Source organism: Psychrobacter sp. JCM 18900, assembly GCF_904846625.1.
GTDB lineage: Bacteria > Pseudomonadota > Gammaproteobacteria > Pseudomonadales > Moraxellaceae > Psychrobacter.
On sequence record NZ_CAJHBL010000008.1, the window covers coordinates 59,623 to 78,722 of the forward strand.

Consider the following 19,100-nt stretch of genomic DNA (forward strand, 5'->3'; position numbering starts at 1 on the left):
TTTTCAAAGCATTAAATATCGATTAAAAATAGTCGCAATATATCTTAATCTCATTATTAAAAGTGGCCGTATTAAGTGTCCCAAATACGTGGACGACAAGGCTCAAGTTGCCACCAATGATCTCGCAAGACTTCTCTCAGCTGATAAAACGCTTCAAAACAACCACGTACATCTGAGCCAATGTAGCGGATATTGATCGCTTGGCAATTATGAGTGCAGTAGACAGGCAGTTGTGCTTGAGCAATTACTTGTCGTAATGCTGCTACGGTATTGTCTAGATAGCGGGTTAATGACTGCTTGATAGTTGCTTGGGCTGTTTCGGTCGATTGCGTGGTTTGTGACGCGGAGAGTGCAAGATTGTCATGGACATCGCTTAAGCTTGGTACTGCCCAAAACGATCCATAAATATGCTGGTTTGCTAATCCTAAATTTGAGGTAAACCAGCGATTTTGTGCTGCCTGCGCCACTCGCTCAGCAACGATAACCTTACCATCTCGATAGATATTCAATCCAGTATGATAACGCCCTTGCAAAAACTGCTCGTCGTAAGCTTGCCGTCCAAAGACGCTAATCTCCCATATCAGTAAGCTAGATGAATCCGTCAAATCGAAGCGACTCACTGCATGCATATTGGCTTCGTTATAAATGATACTCTCTTGCGGTAGCCATTCTAATCGGGTATCTGCTGCGAGGTTGGCCTGTACATGTTGGCTCGCATAGGCAGCTATTTCATTTTGCCCCATATTTTGGTGAGCATCGTCGCTGCCTAACGAAGATTTATGTTTTTGACTGACACTGTCTTTGCCATACCACTTACCTGCCCCTGGGGTGGTGATAACAGCGTGGCTACCACTATCCAAACTTAGGTCTATGGTCAGCGTATCGCCGCCTGCGATACCGGCTGGCGGGTACAACATCAGTATGTGACAAATACCCTGCTGTATGCTTGGCTCAGGATACAGAGCACGCTGTACCATTAAGGCACCCGTGTGCTTACGATGATAAAGCCGCGTTTTTGAGTTATCAGCCGTACCTTCTTTGGCCGTACTTGTACTGCTAACAGTGTCAAAGCTTAATGCTAAAGAAGAGGCCCAACTCATTTTATATACTCATTTACCAATTAAATATGTTTCAGTATTTTATATGACAGCTATCATTTGCTATCCGTTAAGAACTCTATTGCCAATCGTTAATTACAGTTCATTAACTACAGTAACCTCAGAATAGTAACGGAGGAATACAGCGTATATCATTTATCGTGCCTAGCGCACCATGATAAATCAAAGCGTCAATGTTTTTATTGATACAAGCATTATGCCAACCCTTGATAGCAGGTAATCAAATAAGAAACCTTAGCAACTCAAAACTTTGATTTGTCTGCGCTTTTTTTTATTTAACTTAAATGATAAAAGTAACACTATATTCCCAGCTATTTTCTAAACGTTTTTTGAGCCTTAGTTATTTATAAAATTAGCAGATATTTGCACCAAAACAGTACATTTTGTCCATAACAGTGCATTTTTTAGCGTTATTGTTAGCGCAATACCCTCTGAGGACATTAGATAAGCAAAAATACTAAACGCATAATTATTTGCAGGCTTAGTCAGTAAGATAGGTGGATTGTAGGGCTATTAATCAGGTATTCTATGTTAAAAAGTCAGGTTAGACATGATTTACGCTATTTGTATCGATATAGATACTATCAATATCTGTACGACTTGATAATAGATAAGATAGTATTTATCTACTTCTAGACGTATTTTTAGTATAAGTTTCAATATAAGCAATGAGTCCTAGCAATATCGGAGAGTCACTTTTTCAGCTATTTTATGCACAAACCCGTTTTATAGGCTTGAATAGTGAGCGCAGCCCCCTTATAAACAACCCATTAGTCAAAAACTACTAGACAATAAAATCATTCAATCCATTTTTATTTTATACATTTATCGATAGGACTTTTCTATGACAGATTATGATCGCATCACTGCCAACCCGCATTTTGATATGCTGATGAGTGCGCACAAAGAAGTACAGACCACACAAGCGGCATTAGTACCTATGGTGGTTGAACAGTCCTCACGCGGTGAACGCTCGTTTGATATTTTTTCACGTCTATTACGTGAGCGCGTTATCTTTTTGACCGGTCAGGTCGAAGACAACATGGCTAACCTTATCGTTGCCCAGTTACTCTTCTTAGAAGCTGAAAACCCTGACAAAGATATCCATTTGTATATCAACTCACCAGGTGGTTCAGTAAGCGCTGGCTTGGCTATTTTTGATACCATGAACTTCATCAAACCTGAAGTGTCTACTATCTGTATGGGCGGTGCTTACAGCATGGGTTCATTCCTATTGGCTGCTGGTCAAAAAGGCAAGCGCTATTCACTTGCTAATGCTCGCGTTATGATTCACCAACCATCAGGCGGCGCGCAGGGCCAAGCAACGGATATCGAAATTAACGCTCGTGAAATCCTTAAAACTCGTGCACGTCTAAATAGTATCTTAGCTGAGCGCACTGGTCAGCCAGTAGAAAAAATCGAAAAAGACGTTGAGCGTGATTATTGGTTAGATGCACAAGAAGCCAAAGAGTATGGTTTGGTTGACGAAGTATTAGAGCGTCGTCCTGAATCTTTGTAATCTAAGCATTAACGTGATGCCTCTTGATTGAGAGTGCAATCATAAGACCTTTTATAGTTTATTTGCCGTACAGTAAACCGTTATCAATGTCATACCTGACCTATTGAAAGGTATGATCATTGAATGGATACGATAATCGACATACTACAAATAAACTAACCAGTTTTAAATTTTAGGAGCGCCTTTTATGGCAGAAGATAATACCCCGCAGTGTTCGTTTTGCGGTAAAGCCAAAAGCGATGTACAGCAACTGATTGCTGCTGACGATGCCAACATCTGTAATGAATGTATCGAGCTATGTACTGACTTAATCGCAGACAGCGCAGAGCACGGTGATGACGATAGCGAAGTAGATACTTCTTGGGTCAATAAAAAACTACCAACGCCAAAAGAGCTGCGTGCCAAGCTTGATGAATATGTTATCGGTCAGGACGCTGCCAAGAAAGCATTGGCTGTTGCCGTCTATAACCATTACAAACGCCTAAAAGTTAGCCAAACACTAGCCAACGACAGCAAAAAAGCCAAGATCGGCGCTGACGATGCAATGGTAGAATTGGCTAAGAGTAATATCTTGCTAATCGGTCCGACTGGTTCTGGTAAGACATTACTTGCCCAAACCTTGGCTCGTCTGTTAGATGTACCTTTTGCGATGGCTGATGCCACGACCTTAACCGAAGCTGGTTATGTTGGTGAAGACGTTGAAAACATCGTACAAAAGCTACTTCAAGCTTCTGACTATGATGTAGCCAAAGCTGAGCAAGGTATCATCTATATTGATGAAATCGACAAAATCAGTAAAAAAGGCGACAACCCATCTATTACCCGTGATGTATCAGGTGAAGGCGTACAGCAAGCGTTGCTTAAGCTAATCGAAGGCACTGTGGCTGCTATCCCGCCGCACGGTGGTCGTAAGCACCCGCAGCAAGAGCTGATACAGGTTGATACTAGCAACATTCTAATCATCGTTGGTGGTGCATTTGCTGGACTTGATAAAGTCATTCAACAACGTACTGAAAAAGGCGGTATTGGCTTTAACGCTGATGTCAGCTCAAAAGACGACAGCCGTCGCAGCTCAGACTTGCTACAAGAAGTCGAGCCAGAAGATTTGATCAAGTTTGGTCTGATTCCCGAGCTAATCGGTCGTCTGCCAGTACTTGCGGCACTGCAAGAGCTAGATGAAGCAGCTCTAGTACAAATCCTGACAGAACCTAAGAACGCACTGGTAAAACAGTACAAGTATTTGTTCGATATGGAAGGTGCTGAGATTAGCTTTACCCAAGAAGCCCTAGATGCCATCGCCAAAAAAGCAATGGAGCGCAAGACAGGTGCGCGTGGTCTACGTTCTATCGTAGAAAATGCGTTGCTTGAGACCATGTATGAATTACCTTCTATGGAAAATGCTAAAACTGTAATGGTTGATGCTGATGTTATCAATGAAGGTAAAGTGCCTAAAATTGCCTAATTTATAATTGATATAAACAGTCCGTTATCATTAACGGACTACTAAAAAGCGTCTGGCTAAATTAGCTCAGGCGCTTTTTTTATGTCTATTATTTAACCAATCTATCTGTTGGATAACTTGCCTACTATATAACTCATCTATTGAAAATTAGCGACATTCATTACTTCTGTCCTGAAATGACAGCAGCGTTTATCAATCGCGAGTAAACGTCAGCACAAACCATGCTAATGTAGATAGTCTGTCTTGACCTTTATACTTTATTTCTATATACCGCAAGATATAGTCCGTACAACCCATATGATTAATAAGACAAAGGATTGTTTATTATGTTCAACCATGTGACCGCTATGGCGACTTCATTGCGCCAACATCTACCGTTTTCTTCTAACCGTATCTCATTGGATGACTCAGACGTTGCATCCTACTATCGCAACCACGTCGCTGCCATTACGGGCGCAGGCTCTGGTATGGGGCGTGAGCTAGCCATTCATTTAGCAAAAATGGGCTGTCATGTTGCACTATCAGATATCAATCCTGAACAACTAACCGCGACCAAACAGTTACTTGCCAATTATAATGTCAACGTCACTATGACCGTACTCGATGTGTCAGACAATAAAGCCGTGGAAGCATGGGCTGATAGTGTGATGGCAGAACATGGCAAAGTAAATTTCATCTTTAATAATGCAGGTGTTGCGCTCTACTCTACCGTCGAAGGCAGTAGTATTAGTGAGCTTGAATGGGTAATGAATATTAATTTTTGGGGCGTGGTTTACGGCACTAAGGCGTTTTTACCGTTAATCAAAAACAGCGTTAAACAGAGCCAGTTTGGCGAGCATGGACATATTATCAATATCTCAAGCCTGTTTGGTTTGACCGCTCAGCCATCACAGTCAGCCTACAACTCTAGCAAATTTGCCGTACGCGGCTTCACAGAGAGTTTACGCCAAGAGCTAAATATTCAGAACTGCGGGGTATCAGCAACTTGTATCCATCCGGGCGGCATCAAAACCAATATTGCCAACAGCGCACGCGGTAATGAGAGCATCCATGATATTGGCATGAGTACTGGGCCCAAAGCCATCAGAAGTTTTAATAAATTCTTAAAATTCGATGCCAATGAAGCGGCTTGGATTATCCTACAGGCAGCAGCGACTAATCAGCAGCGCTGCCTGATTGGTAACGATGCAAAGATGATTGATGCCATCCAACGTGTATTTCCCTCACATTATAGCCAAGTGCTGAACGACTTCCATCAACTGTCCCGCAAACTAAAACCACGTCGTCATAAGAAGCTACAGACCGTTAAATAGTATGCTGTAAATACTTCCTATTTCATGAAAAATTGATGAATTTGTATATAAAAAGCCCAGCTATAGTCATAGCTGGGCTTTTTTAAGCGTTGTTATTGATGAAAGATAAGACTGAATTTTGAGACTGGTGATGATATTTTAACTCAATACTTCAAAGATTAAGGCAGCTTCATATCACCAGCGACCAACCAGCCCATACGGCGCATAATATAAGCCACTAACCCTGCAATCACCGCAGGTAATATAAACATCAATAGAATAATCGCTGTCCATAGTTGACCGGTGCTCATGATTTCTTGTGACGCTTCAATAACCCCAAACACACCGACCAAACCAGCAGTACCCATACCCGCACCTGTCGCGGTACAAGCTAATCCAAAACCAACGGTTGCGATAGGCCCAACGATAGCACTAGCAATGACAGCAGGTAGCAGAACGATAGGTTTTTTGAGCACATTAGGGATTTGCAACATACTAGTACCCAAGCCCTGAGAGATGACACCACTAACGCCATTGTCTTTAAAACTTGCAACAGCAAAACCAATCATATGCGCGGCACAGCCTACTACTGCTGCCCCGCCCGCCAATCCACCAAGCCCAATAGCAATACAAATAGCTGCACTTGACGTTGGAAGGGTCAGTAAAATGCCAACTACTACAGCGATGACGATACCCATTAGCAGTGGTTGTAATTCAGTAGCAGCATGAATACCCTGACCGATAGCTGCGACCCCTGCTACGATAGGCGGGTTGAGCAGCGCACAGACTAATAGTGCGACGCCGCACACCACTAAGGGCACCAATAAAATATCAAGCTTCGTCTTCCCAGCGACCCAAGTGCCAGCACGATAAGCAAACACAGAGGTCAAATAAGCACCGATTGGATTACCTGGTAATGCTACAAAGGTTGCAGGCCCACCCACTTGCGGCGTAAAGAGCGTTCCTGCCATTAGTGCTTCAGAATGAGCACCAAGCATACCTGCTACGAGACAGCTAAGCATCACTAGCGTTGGCGCTTTGAGATAATAAGCGATACCTACACCGATGCCAGCACCCATCAATATCGAGGCAAGCTTTCCGACCGCGACTAATGCTGGCAAATCTAACCAACCACCGATTTGCGAGATAATCAGACCTGCAATTAACGTGACAAATAGCCCTAAAGCCATACCAGTAAAAGCATCGATAAAGTATTTTTGAAAGAACGCTTTAATGATGCTTGCTTGCGGTGTTACTGAGTTAGATACTGTCATAGCCATACTCTTAATGGATGTTTAATAGGGTAAAACAGCTAGAAAGCTTTTGATAAAATAAAGAGATAAAAAAAGCGTCATTACGACGCTTTTTTGATAAATACAATAACTATAAACGACTGAATCTAGCGACGCTGTTCAACGATAATAGAATCTATACCATTGTTTTGTAGGCGCTGCTGTGCTGTCGTTACTGCTTGACGGTTATTCAAAGGACGCGAGATGACTTGATAAATTGGCAAGCCATTACCCGTCGTGTTTTTGACCACGCGAGCATCAACACCCGCCATTAGTACTTGCGCACGGCGACGATCCGCTTCATCTGCATCACTAAAGCTATTGATCTGCAAGATGTAGGTCGCCGCAGGTTTGGCAGCTTGGATGCTCGCCGTACCTGCTGCTGCATTATTGTTGCGGGTTGTAGAGTTACTAGTAGCAGGCGGCGTACCATCATAAGTTGCATCTTCTTCAACGACAACGATATCCTCATTAGACCCAGCATTATTAGCACCAGCAGGTTCGACAGTCGCATTTTCCGAACCACCGAAGCTGCCCGTTTCTGTACTGCCTGCATCGCTCTCTGGTTGAGTCACGACGACGTCTGGTTCAAACGCACCGATATCACCTATTTGATCATTATCAATGTCAGCGATATCTTCGTCAGGGATGGTTGCCATCTCTTGATTTGGCAAAATATCGTAGAACTCATAATCGCCATTATCGGTATCAGTATCCACACGTGGCTGTACTTGGCGATCAGGATCGTTCTCAGCACTACCATCAGCGGGGCTGAAATTGAATAATGGTGAAAGGTAGATAAATACCCCGATCATAAGGGTCAATACGGCCCCAACAAACATCCACAATAAGCCTGATACGCTACTTGATTTGCGCTTTTCTGTTGCGCCTTTAGGTTTTTTGGCTAGCATGGATCTCGTTCTCCCTACTGAATTTAACTATCATCATCGAATTAATGCTATCAGCTGTCTATACTCATGTCACATATTAGAAAAGCACTACATGCTAGACGGTGCAGACAAGCCTAGCAGACTAAGGCCATTTGCCAATACCTGTCTAACGGCTTTTGACAGACGCAAACGTGCTTGCATTAAGTCTAGCTCGTCCTGACTTGGTGTTTCACCTGACGTCAAGCTCATTGGCAAGATACGATTGGTGTCATACCAACCATGGAACAATGCCGCTAGCTCTTTTAGGTAGTTGGTCAATACATGCGGCTCGTAACCAGTCGCTGCACGAAGTAACGTCGCTGGATAGCCTGCTAACAGTTTAATCAGCTCGTCTTCGTTTGGTGCACTTAGCAAATCTTGATGTGCCAGACCAACGGCATCATCTACGGTCAAATCGTAAGTTGCCAATTTTTCTAACACGCGGCAAACGCGCGCATGAGCATACTGGATATAATACACTTGATTGTCTTTGCTTTGTGATTTAGCAAGTTCTAAGTCAAAATCAACATGCACTTCAGGCTTACGCGCTACATAGTAGAATCGTGCAGCATCGTTACCGACTTCTGCACGTAGCTCACGCAAAGTCACAAACTGACCAGAACGCGAAGACATTTGTACCTTTTCACTACCACGCCATAACGCGACAAACTGTACAAGCACCACATCAAGGCGTTCGGCATCGATACCAAGGGCTAGTAGAGCGGCTTTTACGCGTGGGACATAACCATGGTGGTCTGCGCCCCAAACGTTAATGACTTTATCAAAGCCGCGATCAAACTTGTTTTTATGATAAGCGATATCAGAAGCAAAATACGTCGATTGGCCATTAGCACGGCGTACAACACGGTCTTTTTCATCGCCAAAATCAGTCGATTTAAACCAGATGTTGCCGTCTTTTTCGTATAGGTAGCCTTTGTCATCTAGTATCTGTAGAACAGGCTCAATCTCGCTATCGATAGATCTTTCGCTAAACCAGCATTCATAGCTCACGCCAAAGTCATTTAAGTCGTCTTTGATATCTGCCAAAATACTGCTCAATGCCGCGTTTAAAAATAACGCGTAGCTGTCACCTAGCAAAGACTTACTATTGGCAATCAAGCCATCAATATGCGCTTCTTTATCACCTGAGATGACGGTTTTTTCGCCATCAGCATTAATCTCAAACTGAGCATCTTCTGGCACATCTTTGGCAACGTCTGCAAAGCTATGTACGTAGCTATCGCTATGCTGTGTTTTTAGCGTCTGGGCGATGTCACTGACATAGTCACCTTGATAGGCATTGACTGGGAAAGTTATCTCTTCACCATTTAGTTGTAGATAGCGCAAATATGTACTGGTGGCTAAGATGTCCATTTGACGACCAGCGTCATTAACATAATATTCACGCGTGACGTCATAGCCGATGGCTTCTAGCAGGTTAGCAACGCTCATGCCAAATGCAGCACCGCGACCGTGACCGACGTGCAGACTTGACGTTGGATTGGCAGAGACGAATTCAACTTGGACTTTTTGCCCATCAAACTGATTACTTAAGCCAAAGCGATCTCGCAATGTAAAGATATCGTCTAATACAGAAAACTTAGCTTCCGAGTTTAAAAATACATTGATAAACCCTGGTCCTGCGATTTCTACTTGGCGAATATCTTGATTGTCAGGCAATGCGCTGACGATTTTTTCAGCAAGTTGACGCGGATTGGCTTTAGCCGCTTTCGCTGCCGTTAGTGCGATATTACTGGCAAAATCACCGTGACTTAAATCTTTCGTACGGGTAATTTGACTGTTATTTTGCCAATCGCTTGGTAGCGTACCATCTGCTTGTAGGGTTTGAATTGCATCGTTGAATAGGGATGCAAGCGTATCAATTTGGGCTTGTGACATAGGAATTTGAACTCAATTAAATAAACAACAAAAACGGTGCGAATGCGAGCAATCGATAACTGCTTATTATAATAGCGACCGACATTGCAGGGATAGAATAATGTAAAAAGATAAGTAACCTGTAAATATAACAATCTTTGCGCTTTATTGCACCATTTGCGCCAAAATTAGCACTAAAATCTTACCGTTATCGTGATTTAGACTGACTAATATCAATGATCTAAAACTGATAAATAACTCATAACGTGAATTGTAGCGTTACTGTTGCTCAATACTGGGCAGTCGTTTATACCTGACTGCTTCCACGTTATAATAATGGTTTGTACGGCTCTTCTAAAATATAGAAGACGCATTACTACTCTATTATAGGATTACGCCATGTTTGCTATTGCCGCCAGTACTGTCACCAGTTGGGGACTGTACGTCTTGTTGCCGATATTCATCGCTTTCTTGTTTTTTATTATGTGGGATATCTCTAAAAAGTCTGATGCTGGGCGCGCTGGTACTTTTTGGATATTCTTAGCCCTAGGCGCAGGTTCTGTTGGCTTTATCCTAAAGATAATTATGGAAGTCGCTTTCAAAAAATGGTTAATCTAATTAGCCATTTTTATCACTATTCTTTGATATCGCTTAAGACATGAGTAGCAAAACTAAAAACGTAATATACAGCCTATGACTGCTGCGCTTTATAAGGTGTCAGTCATTTAAAACAAGGATTTTTAAATCAATGCTTCTTACACCAAAGTCTTATAAATCAAATAAGCTATTGAGCCTTAGCATCATTCTCTATAACCTGACTCACATACGTTGGTAGGTCCCACGCTCCACCAGCAAAACCTCGGCACATGCCCGTACTAGACTCTTCGCTTTTAGCAAACGTTTTACCATTCCATGTCCATGCAGTACGGCTCCAGCAATCACCGATGCCTCGATCTTTGTGAGTGGCCGAAATCTCGCCATCAAAATAATCATTGCCTGCTGTCGTTATAAGCGTAGGTTTGCTAGGTTTTGTATTATCAATGAGCCAGTAGCCGTTACTAAAATTGTAAGCGCCTAGCCAGCAACTATGCGCGGCTAACGTATAGCTATCATTAACCGGTATAAAGTCCCAACCAAGCATCGTAGAGCCATACTCTGACATCCGCTGATATGTTTCAGTTTTTGGGTTAATCAGCTCACACTCGCCCATTATGTCTTTGGACCCTATAAGCTGCTCGGCATTAATATCGACCCAGTTATCAATATTTTTCTGAAAATACGCCAGCTTTGATGGAGCAAGTGTTTTGTTATCTTTTGCTGAATAAGCAAATGCTTTTTTAATGATTGGTTTTAGCAAGGCTACTTTAGGACGTTGACGATTTGGATTATTCTTACTGACCAATGCTATCGGCGTCCCTACCCGACCTTGTACATCGTCTAGTTTGAGCAATACTGCTGACATGCCTGTATCGCTGATCTGCCAGTGGTTATCGCCCGCTCTAATCGCTATCTTGGTCGCGATACGAGCATGATCAAGCAGTGCTTGGGTCTGCTTGGCTGACAAGTCGTATAGTAGACTGTCTTCTTTATTGGGTTGCAGCAGTCCATAGTTTTTGTTGTTCAGCCAAAGCTCAGCAGGCTTAAGATCATCTAGCGGCACTTCTGAGATAAACTGAATTTGCGCTTTTGTCAGAGCTGCTTTTGGCAACGCTGTGAACAATATTGAGGCAGGCTCATCTATGAGCGCTTCACTAGCGTATCCAGCAGCTCGACAAGTGCGCGTATTATCACAAACCACTTGCCAGTCGTCTTGTACAAAGCCCCAGCCTTCGGATACATTCCCATAACCTGCCATAGCAGGTAGCGATAGCAAGCTGATGGTAGCTATAATCAAAGTCTTTGATGTCTTCAATGTCTTCATAGTGCTTTCCTTATGTTAGCTACCACCATCGATGCTACTTTTTGGCAATCAAAGTCGCACGCATGGGAGCAGGATATCCTTCGACGGTCTTAGTAGAATCATTAGGATCCAAGAAATCTGCTAACGAATGATAGGTCATCCATTCGGTTTGTCGTTGTTCCTCAGTCGAGGTGACTGCCACATCGACGCAGCGCACATCTGAAAATCCTGCTTTCTCTAACCAGCCAATTAATGCCACCACCGATGGTAAGAAATAGACGTTATTCATCTGCGCATAACGGTCATGCGGCACCAGTACAGTATTGGCATCACCTTCAATCACCAAAGTCTCAAGTACCAATTCACCACCTTTGACCAACTGTCCTTTAAGCTGTTGTAAATGCTCAAACGGTGACTGGCGATGGTACAGCACACCCATGCTAAACACGGTATCAAACAGTTGGCTGTGCTCAGGTAACGCTTCAAGCGGTACAGGGATATAATGCGTACGGTAACGGCCTGTATCACTAGCATCTGCGGCACCAACGAAATGACGAATCGACATAAACTGATGATAAAACAAACATGACGGATCAATAATAATAACCGTATCTGCGCCAGCCCCTGCCATACGCCAGCCGTGATAACCAGAGCCACCGCCCACATCCAATACGCGGCGACCGTCCAATCTACTTAAATGCGGCGCAACACGTTTCCATTTCCAATCACTATGCCACTCGGTATCAATCTTAATACCTGACTCATCATCGCCGATTTGACCGCCAATTTGAAATGGGCCTTTACGCCATGGCATCAACTGCTTTAATAGTGCCGTTGTTTGGTTTCGCTGAGACTCATTTAGATCTGCCTCGATCGTCAGTGTATCGCTGTTTAGATCGACGTTATTGACAGTTAAGTTTGGCAAACGAGCAACTGACGCTTGGTAGGCAGGCGCGTGCGCATAGTTGGCTTTGTCTTTTATATCACCTAGCCATGTTGGTAATTGCTTGAGCCATTCATAAGCGCTTGGCTGCTGCTGTGCCAGCTCTAGCAAGGTTAAATATAGTTCGCGTTCGGCGTTGATGATAGTGTCGTTGAGCATAAAAGCAGATTACCGTATTGATTAAGAAATAACTGTGTTAAAAGTAAGGATTATTTAAACGCCACAATAGAGACGAAGTTCAAAAACTGAAACCATGTCAGATGACGCGCAAACCCAACTTGATCTAACCGTGCATGATGCTCATCTAATGTGTCAGTAATCAGCACATTTTCTAACGCATTACGCTTGCCACTGATTTCCATTTCGGTGTAGCCATTGGCACGTTTGAAGTCGTAATAACGCTCTACCAACCACGCATCATACTGCTCATCAAACGCATGGGTTTTTTCAGTCAGTACCAATATGCCGCCTTCACTCAATGCCGCATAAATTTTCTCTAGTACCGCAACTCTATCGGCGGCTGGCAAAAACTGTAGCGTTAGATTTAAAATCACCATGTCGCATGGCTCAAGCTCAATATCGCGGATATCTGCAGTGATTACTTCGATATCGTGCTCAGGATAATTCTCACTCAATAACGTGGTCGCTTCGGTCGTCATCGCTGGTGAGATATCAATTGCTTTAATCTGTAAGTCTTGTGGGTCGAACTCACCAGCTAGCGTCATACTGGCTGCACCCAATGAACAGCCCAAGTCATAAACACGACTAACGCGTTGACCGCTATCGCTCTGCTGACGATACTTGCAATGACGACGGGCGAATATGGGCAGCATCGCCAGTACCTGACCATAACCGGGTACACTGCGGCGAATCATGTCAGGGAAACAAGCCACCACTTGCTCATCAAATGAAAAGCGTGCGGCCTTATCCAGTGGCGTAGTAAACGGTTTATCAAATAGGGTGTCATGTTTGATAGCAGGCTGGGATTGGCTCATGGGACGACTCATTTTTTAGAATAGAACTGAAATTAAGAATTACTTGGTGTTTTGCTTGGTAGTTCGCTTGTCATTATCAGTTGATAAAGAAGCAAGATAGCAAAAGCCCATTATAACATTACTGTTTGTTACTTATCGCCTTTGGCTTGCCTGCTAAGCTGAATAAATAGTGCCAAAGGTAATGAGGCGTTTGAAAGAAGCATTGAAAAACGAGAGCATCACTACCAAATATAGCGCTTAACCCATATTTATAATAATAGGAAAAAATTATGCAAACGATCGTATTAGGTGGCGGCTGCTTCTGGTGCACCGAATCTGTATTTTTATCGGTAAAAGGTGTGCAATCTGTCGTCTCAGGCTACATGGGCGGCGATGCTGTCTCTGCTAACTATGAAGCTGTCTGTAGTGGAACGACTGGCCATGTCGAAGTCATCAAAGTCGAATTTGATGAGTCTATCGTCCCGTTAGAAGTAATACTCGATGTCTTCTTTGCCACGCATGATCCCACCACGATGGATCGTCAAGGCAATGATGTTGGTAGTCAGTATCGCAGCGTGGTCTTTTACACCGAAGACAGTCAAAAACCGACTGTTGACCGTACCATCAATAAGTTACGCGATATGGGTGTCAATGTGGTGACGGAAGTACATCCTGCTGTTGAATTCTATCAAGCAGAAGACTCACATCAGGATTTCTTCAACAGAAACCCAGGACAGGCTTACTGCAACTTTGCAATTCCACCAAAGCTTGCCAAACTGCGTAAAGAATTTAGCAAATATATGGTTAGTTAAATGAGGGTTCGCTAAATTGAATAAGACATTATTTATTCAAAAAGTTTCTTAGCCCAATGTTAGATATCAGCCAAACACTTATACTATAGGTGTTTGGCTTTTTACTATTTATACATTTGACAGAACCAATCAATATTATTAAAGCTAAATCTATATATAAAAACTTGCAAATAGAGGATCACAGCATGAACCCTGAGTTTTGGCAAAAACGTTGGCAAGAAGGTCGCATTGGATTCAATCAATCTATGGTCAATCCCTTACTGATTGAGTATTTCAACCGCCTCAATCTAACTGCGGGTAGCCGAATTTTCGTTCCATTGTGTGGCAAATCTATCGATATGGTTTGGCTAGCGACGCAAGGCTATGATGTGGTGGGCGTTGAGTTAGTCGAAACAGCCGTACAAGAATTTTTTGCTGAGCAGAACATCCAACCTACGGTCTATCAACAGGCAGACAATCCAGCGATTAAATACTATCAAGGTCAGTTGTCGGGACAAACCATCACTTTATGGGTCGCTGATATCTTTGCACTGACTGCTAAAGATATTGGTTCTATTGAGGCAGTATATGATAAAGCGGCGTTAATCGCCCTGCCCACCGATATGCGTGTGAAATATAGTGAGCAAGTGCGGAAACTTAGTAGCGATACCAGTAAAGTTGATGGTGCTAACAATGAAATAACACCGCAGCTTTTACTCACGCTAAATTACGATCAGCGTAAAAAGAATGGGCCACCCTTCTCTATTAATGGCGACCAACTAGAGCAGTATTATAGCGATCACTACCAAATCGGTGAGCTAGCAAGCGTGCCTTCTTCTATAGGTTCTGTATCTGATATCACCGTCACAGAACACGTTTGGCTATTGAGCAGTAAATAAATCAAACTCATGTAACCTTTAACAAGCTGCTAAATGGCAACGGAGAAATTGAATGAAAATGATAGTCAGTCTAATGAGTGTAACTGCTATTCTGCTAGTTGCTCTGGCAGGCCCATTGTACAAGTTTGGCGTTGTAGAATTAGGCACTGCATTTGCGGGGTTTAAATTTGGGTTATTTGCTGGTATCGCAGCATTGGTATTGTTAGCTATTCAGCTCTTATTTAAACGCAATACAGCCAGCATTGGGAGCGCATTAGCCTCAGCCGTACTTGCTGTCGCTGCAATTGCTGTCCCGCTCGGCATGATGAATACGGCCAAAAATGTACCGCCTATTCACGATATTTCTACCGATTTAGTGAATCCGCCTGAGTTTGTCGCGACTGCTCCACTACGTGCAGATGCGCCAAATCCCGTAGAGTACGCAGGTGCAGGAGTGGCTGAACAACAACGTACTGCCTACCCTGACTTGCAGACATTGACCTATGCTCGGTCAAAGCCTGAATTGGTTAAGGCATCCAAACAAGCCATTGAGAATTTAGGATGGGAGCTTGTAAATACTGATGCCGATAAAGGCACCGTTGAAGCAACAGAGACGACTGCTTGGTTTGGCTTTAAAGATGATGTGATCATTCGTGTGACTGACAACGATAGCGAGCGCTTGGTTGATATTCGCAGTAAGTCACGAGTTGGACAGAGCGATTTGGGCAAAAATGCGGCGCGTATTCATAGCTTTATAGAAGAACTAGATAGTGTGCTAGCCAAATAAACAGGTTCTACCTTCTAAGAAATAGTCCTCGAGTTGAAATACTGTTTAACGCTTTGCATTTTCAGCTCTATGAAATCCTCTTCTAATCTCACGGCAGCGTCAATTTATCGTAACCATTTATAACCTTGGTACTTCGACAGCTTTTCTTTACTGTTTAGATTGGTTACTCTACGTTAATATCACTTTTTGCCTTTCGATAACTATTTTAACGTTTATAGGATATTTTCATGCGTTTGACTCCTTTTTCTACTTTGTCGCTGCTTAGTGTTGCTGTCGGCATCAGCCTTGTTACCACTGCTCAAGCCGCGCAGCCGCCAGCACCTGATTTATCCAATAGCGAGTTTCAACAGTGCTTAGACAATCTAAAAAACTCTAGCAAATTCAGCGGTGTTGATGGTTATACCTTTAATAACTATCGCCCAAGCCAGCCTGATCCTAGTGTCATTCAGTCATTGAATTATCAGCCAGAGTTTCAAAAAGACGTCTGGGACTATTTATCAGCATTGGTAGACAAAGAGCGTGTCGAGGACGGTATCCGAGCCAAGCGTCAATGGGGCTCGACTCTACGTCAAATCGAATCACGTTATGGTGTAAAAGCTGAGCATGTGCTCGGTGTCTGGGGCGTAGAATCTAACTTTGGTCAGACGTTAGGTAAAAAACCATTATTTGAGTCTTTAGCGACATTGTCTTGTTTCGATCGTCGTCAGAGCTACTTTCAAGGTGAGTACGCCAATGCGCTAAAAATCGTGCAAAACGGTGATATCGCACCTAATGATATGACAGGCTCATGGGCAGGTGCCTTTGGACAGACACAGTTTATGCCGAGTACTTTCTTAGAGTTGGCCGTGGATTTCGATGGTGATGGACGTCGTGACTTGGTCAATAGCGTACCTGATGCACTCGCTTCTACCGCAAATTTCTTGGACAATCGCGGCTATCGTACTGGTGAGCCTTGGGGCTATGAAGTCAAACTACCTGATGGATTCTGGGCCGCATCTAATCGTAAAGACAAAAAGTCAATAAGCCACTGGCGTGACCAAGGTCTGACGTTGGCTAATGGCAGTCCGTTACCATATGACTTGAGCAGTGCAGGCTTATTATTACCAGCTGGTATGGAAGGCCCTGCTTTCTTAGTTGGTAAAAACTTCGATACTTTCTACTCTTATAACGCATCAGAAAACTACGCGCTGGCTATCGCACACTTATCAGATCTAATCACTCGCGAAGACAGCAGCAAAACAGACTTTATCACTGCGTGGCCAACAGACGATCCTGGTATCAGTCGCCAACAAGCAAAAGATATTCAGCAAGCGTTGCTAAATGCCGGTTATGATATCGGCGGTGTAGATGGCATCATCGGAGACAATACTCGTACCGCTATCCAGCAATACCAGACTAGTCGCGGTATTTTCCCAGCTGACGGACGCGCAGGTCAAAAGTTCTATCGCGCCATCGTTGGCAATGCAACGCCGAGTCAAACTCAATACGGCCAGCCCCTGAATCCTGCACCTGCCGATCGCATGGGACAATTAATTCAGCAGCAAACGACTGCTCCTAGTAGCTACTCATCTCAGCCATCAGTGAGCTCCTCAACTTCTAGCAATACACGTTATCGCCGCGTTACTGATGCCGATGGCACTATCAAGCTTGTTCGTATAGACCAAGGTTCATAGTAGCAAGATAAGTAATGCTATTTAGACGCATCAAAAAAGCCACGCTAACGATAGCGTGGCTTTTTTATTTATAGATAATTGTTAATAGAACTTATCTAGTTTTCTCAAAATACGTATCTAGACAATAGGTGGTGGCTTAGGCTGACCATTGTCACCATTCCAATTTTCACGAGCTTTGTCATCTAGATCGGCAGCCGTTTTTGGCTCCCACTTACCATTTTCTTTCCAAGTCGCATCGCCCCAATCTTCATCTTCTGCTTTGCTGTCTAAATCTTTGTAGGCTTTGCTAGGATCTATACCGCGACGTTTCATATCTGCTACTTGCTCTTCTAACGTATGAAACTGATCAGCATCATGCATAGACTTTTCTAGACCATCAATCTCTTTTTTTAGTTCGTCATTTTTAGCATTGCTCATCGTACGCTCTCCCTAATTATTAATATTATAGTTGTCATTCTCAAACAGCTAACGTTGTTAATGCTGTTAACTGACTGACTTCATTATTACGGGTCTGAGGAATATTCACAAGCATTGCACGTATGCTTTGTATTACAAAACGTAGTCGTGATGCCTAAGTGAACGTTTTAGTTGGCTATTATTGAACACGCTAGCGAATAATTACTAGTCTTGTTTATTCGTACTTGAGGTATGATTTTGCAGTAGGTTTTTTGCGTAGAAGGTAAGCTTCCATAGCTCTTGTGATACCCGCGTGCCATAAGTCATTAGTTGTATCCAATTTGCACCGACTAGCTTACGTTGCAAATTATTGATATCAGCTTGAGAGATTTGGCAACGTGAGACAGCATGAACGTTTGGCATCTCTTTTTTGATGTCTACTTCCGCTTTAGAAGTAATCAAACGATTGATGGCATTTTGCAAGCCATAGCTCGAAAAAGTAGACGGTATTCTCATGAGGGTCATGAGTATCTCGTGCCACGAGAGAGTTAGTGATCGGGTCACGTCCGTTAGATTACCGCCCTCATAAGCTTGAGCACTATATTGAATCTCAAAAAACTCTGTTAACTCAATTGGCTCACTAACCTTATCCGCTATAAAGTCTTCGTCATCAGGACTGTTGTTCTCTACCTCGGTAGTACTAGGTAATATATCGACTGGCTTCTCATATACGACTTTTTTACTAGTCGTATTCTCTTCGTCGTTCGCTCTGACCCAGCCACCTACCATTTTATTATTGGCGACTGCATTATAATGAGCCTGTACCAGCAATGGCTCTATATCTTCTTCCGTATCATAGTAATGTAGCTGATTATCTTGCTTGGTAACTAACTTAATGAACTCTTGGAGTTGTCGGCTAATGACGGCGTCTGGAGAGTGATTTTTAACGAGCACAATTAGCGGCTTAAGCTTCGCTTTGGCATTGAGATAACTCAAATGCATCTGGCTGACACCGTTTTTTTGCACAGTCCCGTAGCTGTCGCCAACGATCATGACTGCGTAATCACAAGAGTCAATACACTGACGCCCATAAAAAGAGGCTTTAGATAATTTACTAGAAACATCATAGGTCAGAAATGCGCGCGCCTGAAAAAATATCGCTAAGCTGTCTAGAACCAACAACTGGTCGTTGTCAGCGCATATAATATGAATATGATAGCGACGATTCGGCACAATTACCTCTAAGCGTAGGTCGTGACATAAAAAGG

Annotated in this window: 17 protein-coding genes; 8 read left to right on the plus strand and 9 right to left on the minus strand. The window is 43.2% G+C overall.

All coding sequences use genetic code 11. From position 1 onward, the window contains the following. Positions 1 to 71: 71 nt before the first annotated feature. Positions 72 to 1,100: an urease accessory protein UreD gene (locus JMX96_RS13140; protein ID WP_201569574.1), complete on the minus strand. Its 1,029-nt coding sequence runs from the start codon at positions 1,098 to 1,100 to the stop codon at positions 72 to 74. 910 nt (positions 1,101 to 2,010) lie between these two features. Between JMX96_RS13140 and clpP the strand changes: the two genes are divergently transcribed. The 3 genes from clpP to JMX96_RS13155 all read left to right on the plus strand — a co-directional run bounded on the left by clpP (position 2,011) and on the right by JMX96_RS13155 (position 5,412). Then, the gene (gene clpP, locus JMX96_RS13145) at positions 2,011 to 2,637 is read left to right on the plus strand and encodes an ATP-dependent Clp endopeptidase proteolytic subunit ClpP (protein WP_197411852.1); all 627 of its coding nucleotides are present in this window, start codon (positions 2,011 to 2,013) and stop codon (positions 2,635 to 2,637) included. A 187-nt stretch (positions 2,638 to 2,824) separates the two neighbouring features. Beyond that, entirely contained in the window at positions 2,825 to 4,099 is a 1,275-nt protein-coding gene (gene clpX / locus JMX96_RS13150) for an ATP-dependent protease ATP-binding subunit ClpX (RefSeq protein ID WP_057761822.1), read from the plus strand. Positions 4,100 to 4,425: 326 nt separating this feature from the next. After that, positions 4,426 to 5,412, plus strand: a complete 987-nt coding sequence (locus tag JMX96_RS13155; RefSeq protein WP_227677054.1) for an SDR family NAD(P)-dependent oxidoreductase — start codon at positions 4,426 to 4,428, stop codon at positions 5,410 to 5,412. Positions 5,413 to 5,570: 158 nt separating this feature from the next. Here the strand turns inward: JMX96_RS13155 and JMX96_RS13160 are convergent, their stop codons facing one another. The 3 genes from JMX96_RS13160 to argS form a co-directional block, all read right to left on the minus strand. Beyond that, positions 5,571 to 6,665 (minus strand): PTS transporter subunit IIC, encoded by a 1,095-nt coding sequence (locus JMX96_RS13160; RefSeq protein WP_227677055.1) that lies wholly within the window; start codon positions 6,663 to 6,665, stop codon positions 5,571 to 5,573. 125 nt (positions 6,666 to 6,790) lie between these two features. Further along, positions 6,791 to 7,594: an SPOR domain-containing protein gene (locus JMX96_RS13165; RefSeq protein ID WP_201569578.1), complete on the minus strand. Its 804-nt coding sequence runs from the start codon at positions 7,592 to 7,594 to the stop codon at positions 6,791 to 6,793. A gap of 87 nt (positions 7,595 to 7,681) precedes the next feature. Further along, positions 7,682 to 9,511: an arginine--tRNA ligase gene (argS, locus tag JMX96_RS13170; protein WP_201569580.1), complete on the minus strand. Its 1,830-nt coding sequence runs from the start codon at positions 9,509 to 9,511 to the stop codon at positions 7,682 to 7,684. A gap of 378 nt (positions 9,512 to 9,889) precedes the next feature. On the opposite strand from argS, the gene JMX96_RS13175 reads away from it, so the two are divergent. Continuing rightward, entirely contained in the window at positions 9,890 to 10,108 is a 219-nt protein-coding gene (locus JMX96_RS13175) for a DUF2788 domain-containing protein (protein WP_201569582.1), read from the plus strand. 166 nt (positions 10,109 to 10,274) lie between these two features. Here JMX96_RS13175 and JMX96_RS13180 read toward each other — a convergent pair whose 3' ends face one another. From JMX96_RS13180 to cmoA, 3 genes are read right to left on the minus strand one after another with little or no spacing between them, the layout of a single operon-like run. Beyond that, the gene (locus JMX96_RS13180) at positions 10,275 to 11,411 is read right to left on the minus strand and encodes a DUF1176 domain-containing protein (protein WP_201569584.1); all 1,137 of its coding nucleotides are present in this window, start codon (positions 11,409 to 11,411) and stop codon (positions 10,275 to 10,277) included. Between the two features lie 34 nt (positions 11,412 to 11,445). Further along, positions 11,446 to 12,492, minus strand: coding sequence for a tRNA 5-methoxyuridine(34)/uridine 5-oxyacetic acid(34) synthase CmoB (gene cmoB / locus JMX96_RS13185; protein WP_201569586.1), 1,047 nt, complete (start codon positions 12,490 to 12,492; stop codon positions 11,446 to 11,448). Positions 12,493 to 12,542: 50 nt separating this feature from the next. Next, positions 12,543 to 13,340 carry a carboxy-S-adenosyl-L-methionine synthase CmoA gene (cmoA, locus tag JMX96_RS13190; RefSeq protein WP_201569589.1) on the minus strand — a complete coding sequence of 266 codons (798 nt, stop codon included), beginning with the start codon at positions 13,338 to 13,340 and terminating at the stop codon, positions 12,543 to 12,545. A 257-nt stretch (positions 13,341 to 13,597) separates the two neighbouring features. Here cmoA and msrA point away from each other — a divergent pair, with 257 nt between their 5' ends. From msrA to JMX96_RS13210, 4 genes are all read left to right on the plus strand, one after another. Further along, positions 13,598 to 14,119, plus strand: coding sequence for a peptide-methionine (S)-S-oxide reductase MsrA (gene msrA / locus JMX96_RS13195; RefSeq protein ID WP_057761837.1), 522 nt, complete (start codon positions 13,598 to 13,600; stop codon positions 14,117 to 14,119). A 185-nt stretch (positions 14,120 to 14,304) separates the two neighbouring features. After that, positions 14,305 to 14,997, plus strand: coding sequence for a thiopurine S-methyltransferase (gene tmpT, locus JMX96_RS13200; protein WP_201569591.1), 693 nt, complete (start codon positions 14,305 to 14,307; stop codon positions 14,995 to 14,997). Between the two features lie 52 nt (positions 14,998 to 15,049). After that, positions 15,050 to 15,763 (plus strand): DUF1499 domain-containing protein, encoded by a 714-nt coding sequence (locus JMX96_RS13205; protein WP_201569593.1) that lies wholly within the window; start codon positions 15,050 to 15,052, stop codon positions 15,761 to 15,763. Between the two features lie 227 nt (positions 15,764 to 15,990). Continuing rightward, on the plus strand, positions 15,991 to 17,436 hold the full coding sequence (locus tag JMX96_RS13210) for a lytic murein transglycosylase (protein ID WP_201569595.1): 1,446 nt from the start codon (positions 15,991 to 15,993) through the stop codon (positions 17,434 to 17,436). 117 nt (positions 17,437 to 17,553) lie between these two features. On the opposite strand, the gene JMX96_RS13215 is transcribed toward JMX96_RS13210, so the two are convergent. Then, the gene (locus JMX96_RS13215; RefSeq protein ID WP_201569597.1) at positions 17,554 to 17,853 is read right to left on the minus strand and encodes a hypothetical protein; all 300 of its coding nucleotides are present in this window, start codon (positions 17,851 to 17,853) and stop codon (positions 17,554 to 17,556) included. Between the two features lie 204 nt (positions 17,854 to 18,057). Then, positions 18,058 to 19,065: a DUF4062 domain-containing protein gene (locus JMX96_RS13220; protein ID WP_201569599.1), complete on the minus strand. Its 1,008-nt coding sequence runs from the start codon at positions 19,063 to 19,065 to the stop codon at positions 18,058 to 18,060. Between the last annotated feature and the right edge of the window lie 35 nt (positions 19,066 to 19,100).

Coding starts and splice junctions, on each gene's coding strand:
- JMX96_RS13140 (WP_201569574.1), bottom strand. CDS start 1,100: ATGAGTTGGGCCTCTTCTTTAGCATTAAGCTTTGACACTGTTAGCAGT.
- clpP (WP_197411852.1), top strand. CDS start 2,011: ATGAGTGCGCACAAAGAAGTACAGACCACACAAGCGGCATTAGTACCT.
- clpX (WP_057761822.1), top strand. CDS start 2,825: ATGGCAGAAGATAATACCCCGCAGTGTTCGTTTTGCGGTAAAGCCAAA.
- JMX96_RS13155 (WP_227677054.1), top strand. CDS start 4,426: ATGTTCAACCATGTGACCGCTATGGCGACTTCATTGCGCCAACATCTA.
- JMX96_RS13160 (WP_227677055.1), bottom strand. CDS start 6,665: ATGACAGTATCTAACTCAGTAACACCGCAAGCAAGCATCATTAAAGCG.
- JMX96_RS13165 (WP_201569578.1), bottom strand. CDS start 7,594: ATGCTAGCCAAAAAACCTAAAGGCGCAACAGAAAAGCGCAAATCAAGT.
- argS (WP_201569580.1), bottom strand. CDS start 9,511: ATGTCACAAGCCCAAATTGATACGCTTGCATCCCTATTCAACGATGCA.
- JMX96_RS13175 (WP_201569582.1), top strand. CDS start 9,890: ATGTTTGCTATTGCCGCCAGTACTGTCACCAGTTGGGGACTGTACGTC.
- JMX96_RS13180 (WP_201569584.1), bottom strand. CDS start 11,411: ATGAAGACATTGAAGACATCAAAGACTTTGATTATAGCTACCATCAGC.
- cmoB (WP_201569586.1), bottom strand. CDS start 12,492: ATGCTCAACGACACTATCATCAACGCCGAACGCGAACTATATTTAACC.
- cmoA (WP_201569589.1), bottom strand. CDS start 13,340: ATGAGTCGTCCCATGAGCCAATCCCAGCCTGCTATCAAACATGACACC.
- msrA (WP_057761837.1), top strand. CDS start 13,598: ATGCAAACGATCGTATTAGGTGGCGGCTGCTTCTGGTGCACCGAATCT.
- tmpT (WP_201569591.1), top strand. CDS start 14,305: ATGAACCCTGAGTTTTGGCAAAAACGTTGGCAAGAAGGTCGCATTGGA.
- JMX96_RS13205 (WP_201569593.1), top strand. CDS start 15,050: ATGAAAATGATAGTCAGTCTAATGAGTGTAACTGCTATTCTGCTAGTT.
- JMX96_RS13210 (WP_201569595.1), top strand. CDS start 15,991: ATGCGTTTGACTCCTTTTTCTACTTTGTCGCTGCTTAGTGTTGCTGTC.
- JMX96_RS13215 (WP_201569597.1), bottom strand. CDS start 17,853: ATGAGCAATGCTAAAAATGACGAACTAAAAAAAGAGATTGATGGTCTA.